10 protein-coding genes are annotated in these 11,512 nt (G+C 55.5%); 3 read left to right on the forward strand and 7 right to left on the reverse strand.

Annotated elements, in window-relative coordinates; genetic code table 11:
• Window positions 1-46: 46 nt before the first annotated feature.
• Window positions 47-610: a PadR family transcriptional regulator gene (locus P3T23_RS25080; protein WP_429318805.1), complete on the forward strand. Its 564-nt coding sequence runs from the start codon at window positions 47-49 to the stop codon at window positions 608-610.
• Between the two features lie 319 nt (window positions 611-929).
• Here P3T23_RS25080 and P3T23_RS25085 read toward each other — a convergent pair whose 3' ends face one another.
• The 7 genes from P3T23_RS25085 to P3T23_RS25115 all read right to left on the reverse strand — a co-directional run bounded on the left by P3T23_RS25085 (window position 930) and on the right by P3T23_RS25115 (window position 8,091).
• Entirely contained in the window at window positions 930-1,406 is a 477-nt protein-coding gene (locus P3T23_RS25085) for a hypothetical protein (protein WP_429318806.1), read from the reverse strand.
• Between the two features lie 283 nt (window positions 1,407-1,689).
• Window positions 1,690-2,190: a nuclear transport factor 2 family protein gene (locus tag P3T23_RS25090; protein WP_429318807.1), complete on the reverse strand. Its 501-nt coding sequence runs from the start codon at window positions 2,188-2,190 to the stop codon at window positions 1,690-1,692.
• A gap of 434 nt (window positions 2,191-2,624) precedes the next feature.
• Complete coding sequence (locus P3T23_RS25095) at window positions 2,625-3,518, reverse strand: alpha/beta hydrolase (RefSeq protein WP_429318826.1); 894 nt, start codon at window positions 3,516-3,518, stop codon at window positions 2,625-2,627.
• Between the two features lie 26 nt (window positions 3,519-3,544).
• Window positions 3,545-4,726 (reverse strand): alpha/beta fold hydrolase, encoded by a 1,182-nt coding sequence (locus P3T23_RS25100; protein ID WP_429318808.1) that lies wholly within the window; start codon window positions 4,724-4,726, stop codon window positions 3,545-3,547.
• Window positions 4,727-4,906: 180 nt separating this feature from the next.
• Window positions 4,907-6,013 carry an NADH:flavin oxidoreductase/NADH oxidase gene (locus tag P3T23_RS25105; RefSeq protein ID WP_429318809.1) on the reverse strand — a complete coding sequence of 369 codons (1,107 nt, stop codon included), beginning with the start codon at window positions 6,011-6,013 and terminating at the stop codon, window positions 4,907-4,909.
• A 201-nt stretch (window positions 6,014-6,214) separates the two neighbouring features.
• A complete protein-coding gene (locus P3T23_RS25110; protein ID WP_429318810.1) occupies window positions 6,215-7,213 on the reverse strand; it encodes a quinone oxidoreductase family protein in 999 nt (332 codons plus the stop codon).
• A 14-nt stretch (window positions 7,214-7,227) separates the two neighbouring features.
• Window positions 7,228-8,091, reverse strand: coding sequence for an MBL fold metallo-hydrolase (locus P3T23_RS25115; protein WP_429318811.1), 864 nt, complete (start codon window positions 8,089-8,091; stop codon window positions 7,228-7,230).
• Window positions 8,092-8,284: 193 nt separating this feature from the next.
• Here P3T23_RS25115 and P3T23_RS25120 point away from each other — a divergent pair, with 193 nt between their 5' ends.
• Window positions 8,285-8,965, forward strand: a complete 681-nt coding sequence (locus P3T23_RS25120) for a TetR/AcrR family transcriptional regulator (protein WP_429318812.1) — start codon at window positions 8,285-8,287, stop codon at window positions 8,963-8,965.
• A gap of 737 nt (window positions 8,966-9,702) precedes the next feature.
• Window positions 9,703-11,268: a hypothetical protein gene (locus tag P3T23_RS25125; RefSeq protein WP_429318813.1), complete on the forward strand. Its 1,566-nt coding sequence runs from the start codon at window positions 9,703-9,705 to the stop codon at window positions 11,266-11,268.
• Window positions 11,269-11,512: the final 244 nt, after the last annotated feature.

An 11,512-nucleotide genomic window follows, 5' to 3' on the forward strand; every position in this document is an offset into this window, starting at 1 on the left:
AAACATAGTCATTCCGCGCGTGCGCATTGACGCGATCAAGGAGTGAATGCGAGTGAGTGATCTGAAGGAAGCCAAGGTAAGCAAGACAAAACCACTGAAGAATGTTCTCCTTGCCGGGCTATATAACCAGCCACGTTCGGGCTATGAGATGACCAAATGGCTGCAGATGGCGGGCCAGCATTGCTGGTCGGTTGAGCACAGCTCCGTGTACCCTGCATTGCGCGAGCTGGAGAAGGACGGACTCATCAAATCGGAGCGCTTGCCTGGAACGCGCGGACCGGAGCGCTCGATCTACACCGTGACCGATGCTGGACGTGAGGAGCTGACGGCTTGGGTAGCCAATGGATCACCGCGCCCGGCCATCAAGGACGAACAGATACTGCGGGTGTTATGTTTCGATTTGCTGCCGCGCGAGATTGCGTTGCAGCAAATTCGTGCGGTGCGCGCGGACCACGAGGCCCAGCTTGAATTCTTTCTCGAAAGGCAGGCCGTGCTGACCGAGCATCAGCTTGGACCGCTGTTGGTGACGCGCCGCGGCGTGTTGGCGGAACAGGCTTATATCGCGTGGTGTGACGAGGTGGCGGAAATGATCGTTCGCAGGCCGGCCTGATGGCCGGCCAAATTCAGGCCGGGCGCGCAGCTTGAATTTGCCCCCTGGAAGTGCCAGGCGGGGAAGCTGGAACACGCCAGGCAGTAACGAGCGTATGTGCGCGTGCCCGCGCGCTCCTGAGTCTCGATCATCGACTTGAGCAAGCATCTCCCGCAGCTTCTCGTGCCTCGCGCGCCACGGGGAAGTGCGGTCGACGAATCTGAAAAGCTGGTCGATATGAATGACCCGTGTGACTCTCGCTTCTGTCAAACGTCCTGCGCCCGATTTAGACAGCGGACGGTCCAGCGGGCACGCGTTCGTGCTCACCCGCCGTTTAGAGTCAATAGGCACAGGGCGTGCACTCCTCTCTCGCTGCGCTGTTCCGGGCTTCGACGACCTTGATGCTGTTTGCAAACGCCTTTTCTAGAACGTGCCTGCCAATGGTTCCGAGCACGAACGCGAGAATCCGTCCCTTGATATTCTTGCCTTCGCGCACCACGAGCGCATCTAGCGCGGTCCTCCCATCGGGCAGACGCGTGAGCGTGTACGTGTGGCCCGACCGACCTCCCCAGACGTTGGAGTCGGTGGTCGTCATGACGACACGATCTGGATCGGACCAGTCGTAGTACAGGCGCTCCCAGATGCCGCCTGAGCCCTCCGTAACATCGGCCTGAAAGGGACCACGATGATGGACCCTTAGGTACTCATCTGCGCTGTTGCCAAACAGCTTCGAGCGGCCTGGTCCGAAGTCGGTGAGTCCGGCGACAAACTGCTCGGGCGTCAAAGTGGTCATGTAGTGAAATCGGATTGTCGACATGATGAGTTTCTTGGTTGAGAAATCCAGGGCGCATACGGGTGAGCGCTAACGACGGGGATCGAGAAATCGTTTTGATCGAGACCGCCGCCAGGCACGAGTGATCCCAGCGCCTGTCCGGTCAGGTTTCCGCGTATGCCAGTCCGCAACGACATGGTCACCCTTGCCTGTTTCTGCAAATGAAATGATCGACCACTGTGACGCGCCAAGGCGCATTCGCGGTACCAACGATCAAGACTACGAAGTAAGAGAGCGATTACTGTTGCGCATCTGCTTCGCAGTTCATTTATTCGGCCGGAACGGGAATAACTGCCGAGATCTTCCAGCCGGATGGCGTTCGGATCGCAATTTCGTTGATCAGAAACATCGCAGTCTTGGCGGGTTGGCCGGCTGATCCGAGTGTGATGCGAGTAGGTGCATATATTTGTACTGTATCGCCGTTCAACGGCAGGATGCGTATGGCGCTCTGATCGGGTTCAAATTTCCAAGTGCCCGTGAAAGTCTTGCGGAAGTGCTCGATGACGGCATCTCGGCCCCAGAACCGATATGCGCGAGCCACGAACGATACGGGGTCGTGCTTGCCAGGGACGGCGTGCGCGAGCATGTCCTCCAAGGCGTCGATGTCATGAGCCGTTTCGACTTCGGCCTGCCGCACGAACAAGTCATGAATCTCCTGCGTATCGCTTGCAGTAACGTCGGCAGCGTGCGCGGAAGTCAAGGCAGTCAGCAGCGAAAAGAGTAGTGCAGCAGGGAGGTTGTGACGCAAACACAAAGATTGAATAATCATGACGTGTACTCTCAAGTGCCCGTATAAGCGAACTTTCGCGACGAGAGAAACGGGATACTCTTATCGCATGCCACACTTTGTCAGCGCCAGGTTGAGCGGCCGGCCTCTCGGCGCCCGCGATCACGGGCAGGGAAATCCGCTCTAAACGATTGAACACCGACGCACAGTGCTCGAAACGGGCGCGGAATTCGTGAGGGCTTGCTTCGGGCCAGAGCAGGATGACGCCTCCAAAGGAGAAGTCGTTACCTTCGCTGCATACGATCACGCCCCGGGCGTCGCTGCGCTCGATTGCATGAGCGCGGTCTCACACTCGTCGACCATTCGATCGTCAATGCGAATCTATGGAGGGTGATCCGGGATGATCGTCGCAAAGCGACCGTCGAAGCTGACTATCAAATGAGCCATGGAAGAATTCCTTGATCATCGAAGTGCAGTTAGCCGAGGTGCAACTTGAACCATTCGACTGCGGCCCCGCTGGACTGCTGGAACATAGACAAGTAAGGATCGAAATGTCCGCCCTCGATGGTCACGAGGCGCTTGGGCTGCAACGCGCGTTCGTAAGCGGCCAGTTCCAGGTCAGTCAGTGTGATGGTGTCATGGGTGGCCACAACCATTAGGAGCGGGGTCGGCGATACTCTGGGAATCCAGTGACCGGGCTCATACATCCGGGCGGCGCGCGTCGAACGGATAGTGACGCTGTTATCCCACGCGCCCTCCGGCACCGGCCGCAGATAGAAACCGATGGCATCTTTGGCTCGATAGGACGCAGCAACGCTCGGGTCGTCGCTCACGACCGCCTGTCGGCGAGGCGCGTCGCCACGCAACTGCCCGCGGTCGTCGTCGGCGAACGCTTCTTCGATCGTGGCTACGTTTTCGGGGGGAATGCGGCGCAGGCCCTGCTCGTAGCCGCTGATGGTCGGAACCTGCGCGACGACGCAGCGCAGCCGCCGGTCTGTCGCGCCGAGCACGATAGCGTGGCCGCCGGCGTAGCTGGTTCCCCACAAGCCGATGCGTTTGACGTCGACCACATCCAGTGTTTCGAGGTAGCTGATCGCGCGTCGCCAGTCGGCTATCTGGCGCCACGGGTCGATATCGTGGCGAGGCGTGCCTTCGCTCGCACCGAATCCACGATGGTCATGCAGCAGCACGACGAATCCGGCGTCGGCAAAGGCTTTCGCAAACGGCTCGAGGGCATGTTCTTTCACGCCGGCGTAACCATGCGCCATCGTGATGGCCGGCCGCCGCCCTTCGCCGGGCGGGACGTAGAGCCAGCCGCGAAGCTTGACGTTGCCATCAACTTCAAATTCCACGTCGGTGCGTTTAATCATTTTGAACTCCTGAGGCGGCTTGCCTATCAAGTTTGACTATAGAAAAGACTGTCATCGACCTTGCCGTACAGGCGACGGCCAAGTTCGGCAGAGAACTTCAGGACGCTGCCCAGCGAGCGATGATGAATGGCGGCGTGGACGATTTTTCCATCCTCATTCTTCGTGAGGATCGTGATTCCCAAGAGCCTTTCTCCACCAAATGCACGCGCTTCCCATTCGAGGTATTGACGCGGGCCGAGGGTGGCTTCGTGCGTGAAGGTCAACGCTTCATAGATCTTGCTGGCCGCTTCCAGCACGTTCTTGACCTGCTCCGCGCCGGCGACGGGCCTGGACATGATGCTCGCCTCTAGAATGACGTCCGATGCGAAAGCCTCACGAAATGTATTCGCCGACTTTTGCTCCCACGCGCGGACCCATCCTTGCCCCTGAACTTTCATGCTCGCGGTCAGTTCCAGGTTAGTCAGGAACGCATCGAGGATAGTGGCGACGGCTTGCGGTTGCTCGACATGTGGCCAATGGCCCGCGCCGTCGACAGAAACGACTGTAGGGTTGGTAAATCGTGGTATCACGGAGTGGTACACGATTTCTTCCGTGACGAAGGCATCGTCTCCACCCCTGACAATCAAAACGGGACCGTTGTATGCCGTGTGCTGAGAACCCGACTCGTGCCCGCGGTTCCAGATGTCGGCAAAGAGACCGACTGACGAGGGAACTACTCTGTCACCAAGACGGCCCAACTTCTCAAGACGCACGTCGTCGAGATTGACCGACAACTGACGGCGCAGGTCACGTTGTGCACCGGGATCACCACCCAGCGCATGGAACGTTTTCATAACGTCGTCCGGAAGACCAGTTCCTTGTAAAGGCACTGGCGTAATTAGTATCAAGCTAGAAACCCTTTCCTGCAATCTCGCCGCCACCAACTCGGCTATCTGTGCACCCATGCTCTGGCCTACAAGGATTATCGGACGCGTCAACGTGTCAACCTGGGTGGCGACGTCTTCGACAAAGCGATCAAGGCTGTACGGGCCCTCTACATCCACGCGCCCCCCCATACCGGGAAGGTCCACACACAGTGCGCCAGCGGCCCGGTAGCCTAACCACTTCACCACTTCGTCCCACGCCGCCGCTCCGTCGAGAAACCCATGAATGAAGACCAGCGCGGGTAGATCTGAACTCATTGAATCTAACTTGTCAATATTATCCATTTGGATTACTAACTACGCCTTATATTAAATTTGACTGCCGCTGTACCGCAGAACGCGGACTGGTTTTGACTGATCGCCCGCTATTTTGCGACGTCAAACTCAGCAACTTTAAGTCTTGCCATCGAGCGATCTCGCTCGTCAACGCAGTCAGCTAGCGTCACGAACCAGGGTGGCTTGATGTCAGGTCAGTTGTGCGACACCGTAGCGTTCCAGCCAATAACCATATGGCGCTGACAGCACCCATGGTTTTGTGTCTCGCTTCAATGCACGACTGGCAAGATCAGGCCAATGAGGATTCTGCAGGAGTGATCGACCGATCATGACCACATCGACGCAGTCATCACGCACGGCAGCGTCAGCCAATTCCGGTGTCGCGATGTTCCACGTCGTTGACGCAGGAATATCCGCCTCACGCCGGACCCTGTCGGCGAATGGCACAATAAACGCGGGTCCCCAAGGGATTTGGTGCTCGTAGGTCGAGAATCCGAAACTCACATCAATCATGTCGAGGCCCGCCGCCTTGAGGCGCTTGACCACTTCGATTGCCTCCGACAAAGTCTGCTCGTCGCGGCCATCAAACTCGACGACGCCCAAGCGGACCGTAAGTGGATACTCTTCGGGCCATACAGCCCGAACGGCAGTGAGGGTTTCAACCAGAAAGCGGCTGCGGTTCTCGAGCGTGCCGCCGTAAGCGTCACGTCGCTTGTTGGAATGCTCCGAAAGGAAATTTTGCCCCAGATAGCCATGCGCGAAATGCAGATTGAGCCATTTGAATCCGGCGCGAAGCGAGCGTTTCGCCCCTTCGACGAAGTCGTCCTGAACTCTCGCAATATCCTCAGGCGTCATCTCACGAGGAGCGCGACCAAGGTGACGACCGAAAGCGATGGCCGACGGCGCAATCGGTTCCCAGCCTCGCGGGTCTCCTGCGAGGATATGGTCATCGCCTTCCCACGGACGGTTAGCACTTGCCTTACGCCCAGCGTGGGCTAGTTGAATGCCCGGAACGGAACCAGCAGCTTCGATGGATCGAACGATCGGCTCAAGCTTCTCCGCGTGGGCGTCAGTCCAGATCCCCAGGCAACCTGGAGTGATACGGCCTTCAGGAGACACCCCCGTAGCCTCGACAATTGTGAGACCGGCGCCGCCACGGGCAATCCCGGCATAGTGTACCGAGTGCCAATCATTGACAAAACCATCCGTGGCCGAATATTGGCACATTGGCGACGCGGCGATCCGGTTGCGGAGAGTTACACCCTTTAGCGAAAAGGGGCTAAACAGATCAGACATTTATGCTTCTCCAGTCGTAAATCACACTCAGAATTCAGGACTATCTCGTTGCAGGATCGACGCGTAATCCCGCCGCCGTCGTCCAAACTGCCACCATCAAGTGGTGATGGATGGGGATTCTTTTGTTGTGCCGCTTTCACTTAGCTGAGGTCGCTGCCTATTGGAAGCGATCGCTTCATGTGCCTTATATAGTCAGGTAACTCAATTAGCGATACGCATTAGTACCCGACCGAACGGACGATCCTCGATCAGATAACGAACCGCCTCGGATGCATCGGCAAGCGGAAAGAGCTTGGAAATGGTTGGCTGAATGGTGCCGTCCGCAAGATAGCCGATCAAGGTCTTTTGCGCGTTCGCCAGGGTCTCGGCGTTGAACCCTCTCAATGTGAAACCACGAACCTGGGCGGATTTCCAGATGATGTCAGTCAGGTTGACGTTCACTTCCCGCCCGCCGGCGTAACCCACCACAGCGTACGTTCCACCTGCAACCAGGCAACCAAGTGCTTCACCGATGAGTCGTCCACCAATCCCGTCGACGATGACGTCCACACCCTTGCCGTCGGTCAATCGAGTTACCCCGTCGCGAAGACTTTCCTTCGAGAGATCAATGACATGCTCATAACCTGCCGCGCGTGCCTGCTCTGCTTTGGTCGTTGTACTGGCAGTCGAAATCGCAAGCGATGCGCCTAACTTCTGGGCGATCTGCACGCTTTCCATCCCCACAGCACCACCAATTCCAGGAGCAAGAATGCTTTGTCCTGGCTTAAAGTCCACAAATTGTGTAAGCACGAGATACCCCGTCAGATATCCGGCTCCCGCGAGAAAAGCCGCCGCACTATCGTCATCCACATGCTCAGGAATGGGGGCCAATCCCGCCGGAGAAGCTGCGACCAATTCTCTCCAAGTCCCGTCGACAATAATGCCGAATCCTGGGCCTGTTACGAATACGCGATCACCGACCTTATAAAGCGGACTTCTTGACTCCACGACTTGGCCCACTCCCGTCTGACCACCGACACGCGGCAGATTTTCCGGTGTTGCCGCCCAATGATGGCCTGAACGAAAAGTGTTATCGAGAGGGTTGATCCCTACCGTCCGCATGCTAATGAGCACCTGATCGTCCGCAGGCGTAGGCGACGGAATCTCAACGAGCGCATTCTCGACGTAACCACCGATCGCACGATACTGAATTGCTTTCATGGTTCGCACTCCTATCACGTTTCGCTTTTTGCTTTATTGGCACTGCCCCAGAGCGATCCCGGATTAATGCGGTCGGGATATAGCGTCAGCATGTGATCATAGAGTTCGCGAGGTGTGGAAGTATTTTGATTGAGCCGTTCGAAATCGCGAATGTATTCCTGGGTCGCCGCGATATGCTTTGGACTGTTGTCGGGTTCGAGCGGGCCATGCCCTACGACGACAAACCGGGGATTAAGCGCTGCGATTATTTCGAGCCCGTCAAGCCAAGCTTGTCGGCCAGCGCGATCACATTCCACCATGAACGGATGTGTCTCGTTGTAGACGGCATCCCCAGCGATCACAAGATCCATCGACGGAACATGGACCGCCGTCGTATCGTCTGTATCGGTATGTCCAGTGTCGACAATGCGAAATTCATGGCCCCCGAACATGAAGGACTTCGCATCGAGGACTTCGGTAACCGTCAGCACGTCAGGTACCTGCCCCGGCCAAACTTTATTCCAGTGCGCACGCATCTCCGGTGTGATCGTGTCATGCATGCCTTGCACAACATTTTCTGGTGCGATTGCCCGCGCGTGCGGGAAACGCTTCAACAACAGAGTCAACCCGAAGAAGTGATCTGGGTGAGCGTGTGTCACGTAGATAGTACGCAACGTGCTGCCTTTGGATTCGATCCAATCGGCGAGCTCAGTCGTATGTGCTTCGCTAAGAAAAGTGTCTACCAGAAGGGCATCGCGATCAGTCCAGAAGAGGGTCGCCGCATTTGAAACCCATTGGAGATGTTCCCTGCCTGGTGGAACCCCTTGTGTAGCGCTGCCACGCTTCCTTGTCATCACTTCCCAGTGAAGCTGCGACAAACGGGTATCAGTTGTGGTCATGGCTATCCTCGAAACGAAAGATGTTAGAGATGCATTTGAAACCAGTCGATTGCCGCGGTGATTGCCGCATCGCGCTGTGCAAGGTAGAGATCATGGTGGCCCGCCCAGAAGTATCACGAGTCCCTTCAGTTCGAGCGCCCGCTCATACGCAATGAAGAGTCCTTTGATGTATCATGGAACGAACGGTACAAGAATGTTGGAACGAACGTTCCTGTTTGTCAAGATTTTTAATGTGGGTTCCATGAGCGGAAAGCCACAATTCGACGACGCGACCGCAATCGATGCGGCCATAAAGGTCTTTTGGCGCCACGGCTATGCGGCGGCGTCAATCAATGACCTTACCGAGGCGACAGGCTTGTCCCGTTCCAGCCTCTACCAACGATTTGGTGACAAGGACGGTCTCTTCCGGGAGGCTCTTGCGGCATATACGGAGCGAGTGCTCAAGCGAATGAACGGGATCCAAGCAGATACCGCACGAGGGCGTCTCCTAGGGATCCTACGTGCCTACTTGCCGACGCGCCCTGACCCGGAGCGTCCAGCGGGTTGCTTGATATCGCGAAGCTGCGCAGAGATGATGGACCTTACAGCGCTGGGGACGGTAGCTGCGCGAGCAAGCGCGGGTCTTCAGTATGAGATGCTTGCAGGTCTCTTGACCGATGGGGTCGCGAATGGCGAATTGCCGAACGACACGCACGTTGACGCACTCGCGTGGCATTACCTCGGGGTGCTGCATGCAGTTTTGAATTTGCCGCAGGCCGGCGCTGATGCAGATGCGCTCGATCGCATGATTGACGTTGCCATGTCGGCGTGGCCGCCGCTCCCTCACTGCCAAGCCCGGACAACCCGAGAAAGGCCGACAACACGCAGGCGGTGAGCGAGGCTGAATATCGTTATCACCTGTGGATCCGCACGCCTTGAGACGCTGTATCTCCTGAGCACCGCAGGGATTGTTCTGGAGAAATACAGTGTTCCACGCGCGCCTGCTTCGCCTGCAGAGACATCAACTCGACGTAGAGTCTTTGCTCGCGACTTTCACGCTTAAAGGACAGCGCTTGGAGCGCTTCATGCCCAACACGACGCAATCGGCCCCTATGCCCATGATCCGTTACAGAAGATTGGTAGATATTAGCCGGAACGCCCGTTAACTGACTGAAGCCGCCGTTCGAATGTCCGTCGGCTCAGCGGCGCGAAAGTCCGAAAGTTGCCGATAGCACCAGCTCAATGAACGTGCCGTTGTGAGGATGCTGGAATTCTCAATGACAGCTTTCCGGCGTTGGTACGAACGCGTACTGCCGGCCATGAACGGTCGTTCCAACCCTTTCTTTGACGGACGTTCGAATGTCCGCTTATTGCGATCAAGAACAAATCGAAATCTGGTGCGTTGTGACAGCGCTGGCCTTTTTGCTTTCTGTTTCGACCTGATACGTTCGATCCGCGTAACTACCAATCGTTTCTTTCGATCTGCTTAGTCATACCATTTCGAAATTAATACGATGACGTATCGTTTAGCCCTTGGAAAGACATGTTTTCATGCAAATATTCCATGAAATAAATATTTCTGGCCGGGTGCCATAAGATCTCCTAAGGTTTAATTTATAAAAGAAGGGAGGAATGATGAGGCACTTGTGTTCTTTCGGTACGGTGCTTATTGCGACGGTTTGTAGTTCGATTTCTTGGTCAGCATCAGGCGCTGGCGATGACTTAAAATTACGAGTCGCGCCGGCCGTCGTTTCTCCGGAGGCTCCTGCTAGCGCTCAACCGGGGGGCAACCAAGTACCAGGGGAACAGCCGCTGGACTTCCTCATTGGCTGGGATTCTGTAAACGAGGAGCCGCGATATCAAAAGTGTGTTTCGTACTCAGCGTCCCTGCCGACTGCGGTCGAGAGTGTTTCGCAGGACGGGTTATTGGACGTTGACCATGGAAACTCTATTGAAGACTACTTTGAAAAGCAAACCCTTGCCGTGTCCGCGGCTGCTTCGATGGGTTTAGGAGCTTATAAGGGAAGTGCAACGTTTGAATTAGTTCATTCTCGTACTTTAAATCAATTCTCAGAGTATCTTAGGGTTACGGTGTTTGCTAAAAACAATAAAAAATTAATCCTTGACAGCTCCAAGGTGAACTGGTCAGACATAGGTAGAAAAGCTAAGGCCTCCATTGAAAGTTTTCAGAGAATTTGCGGTGATAGCTTCGTCGTTGGAAAAGTGACCGGTGGCTTATTTTCAGGTGTCTATGTCGGTGAAAGTAAATCTGAGTCCGAGCAAACTCAGATGCGTTTGACGTTGAGTGCAGCGGCAACGGCCTTTTCGGGCGACGGGAAGTTAGATGTCGATACTAGCAAGCAACTACAGCAATTTAATCAAAGCGGTAGAATAAAATTTCACCTCCTCCGGCTTGGGCAGAGCGAAGAGTATCCAACGGGCACCCCTGTAGATATACTCGATTACGCAAGAAAATACTCTACCAAGGTAACATCTTCTGAAAAGGCTAGTACGCTTTACTACATCGTCGCCCGTTATGATCAATTTTTTGCGGATAGCCCAAAGGGAGGTGTCTCGACTGCAAATCTCGATGCAGAGGCTCGGTACTATCAGGCTACTTATCAGCGGATTTCTGATCTGCAATATATGTTGAACAATACCGACCAATTTGGTGAGTTTTCGGTCGAACGTGCTCGAAAGGAAGTTGCGGATCTCCAGTCGGCACTGGATAAGCGAACAACAGATGTCGTCGCTTGTGTTACAGCTTCAAAATCAAAATGCACTCTCAACATCCCGCCAATGCCGAAGACCGTTCCAGGGCGTCTTATTGCTAGACCCTTCGATCCGAGGTCTGCGACCGAGGTAAGAATTGGAAGCTCTGTTGGTGAAGATGTCTGGGTTGTTGAGAACCGCGGCCAGTGGTGCTTTGATATTAACCGTGCGTGCGCAATGATATCAGCGGTGGACAAGCATAATCTGTGGAGGTTTCAAAGTCGACTAGATCCAGTGAAATCTCTGCAGGTCTCCTATGCGACACCAATGATTATCCCCGCGAACAGCGACGCTTATTTCCACGTCGATCCAGGCTATTTTGCAGGTGGCAATAGGAACGATAACGAAGATGCAAAAACGATCTTATTCCGGCCTCTCTATCCTGATGAATACGCCTACCCGCCCGGAGCGGATGGATTTAGATAGAGTGCGCTTCATTCTAACTGGGCTTGGCGCACCGCCTCCGGACGTGTTTCGGCCGCGCGGTGAAGAGGGATTGAAAGCGGTCATCAAGTCTGTTGTCCGTTGAATGACTCCAACGGGTCGATTTCGGGCGACCGCGTCGGGCAGTGACCGGCCCAGAGTGTGTCAAAACGCATTTTTGGAGCGCTAAAATTCTTCATCCGATAGCGGAGGATGAGCAAGATGAAGCGGTTCGTTCAAGGCGATA

Source organism: Paraburkholderia sp. GAS448, from assembly GCF_050435685.1.
GTDB lineage: Bacteria > Pseudomonadota > Gammaproteobacteria > Burkholderiales > Burkholderiaceae > Paraburkholderia.

What these genes read in the sequence shown, in the direction of transcription:
- P3T23_RS25100 (WP_429318808.1), bottom strand. Translation starts at nt 4,726, where the DNA reads ATGGATAATATTGACAAGTTAGATTCAATGAGTTCAGATCTACCCGCG.
- P3T23_RS25095 (WP_429318826.1), bottom strand. Translation starts at nt 3,518, where the DNA reads ATGATTAAACGCACCGACGTGGAATTTGAAGTTGATGGCAACGTCAAG.
- P3T23_RS25115 (WP_429318811.1), bottom strand. Translation starts at nt 8,091, where the DNA reads ATGACCACAACTGATACCCGTTTGTCGCAGCTTCACTGGGAAGTGATG.
- P3T23_RS25080 (WP_429318805.1), top strand. Translation starts at nt 47, where the DNA reads ATGCGAGTGAGTGATCTGAAGGAAGCCAAGGTAAGCAAGACAAAACCA.
- P3T23_RS25085 (WP_429318806.1), bottom strand. Translation starts at nt 1,406, where the DNA reads ATGTCGACAATCCGATTTCACTACATGACCACTTTGACGCCCGAGCAG.
- P3T23_RS25120 (WP_429318812.1), top strand. Translation starts at nt 8,285, where the DNA reads ATGTTGGAACGAACGTTCCTGTTTGTCAAGATTTTTAATGTGGGTTCC.
- P3T23_RS25105 (WP_429318809.1), bottom strand. Translation starts at nt 6,013, where the DNA reads ATGTCTGATCTGTTTAGCCCCTTTTCGCTAAAGGGTGTAACTCTCCGC.
- P3T23_RS25125 (WP_429318813.1), top strand. Translation starts at nt 9,703, where the DNA reads ATGATGAGGCACTTGTGTTCTTTCGGTACGGTGCTTATTGCGACGGTT.
- P3T23_RS25110 (WP_429318810.1), bottom strand. Translation starts at nt 7,213, where the DNA reads ATGAAAGCAATTCAGTATCGTGCGATCGGTGGTTACGTCGAGAATGCG.
- P3T23_RS25090 (WP_429318807.1), bottom strand. Translation starts at nt 2,190, where the DNA reads ATGATTATTCAATCTTTGTGTTTGCGTCACAACCTCCCTGCTGCACTA.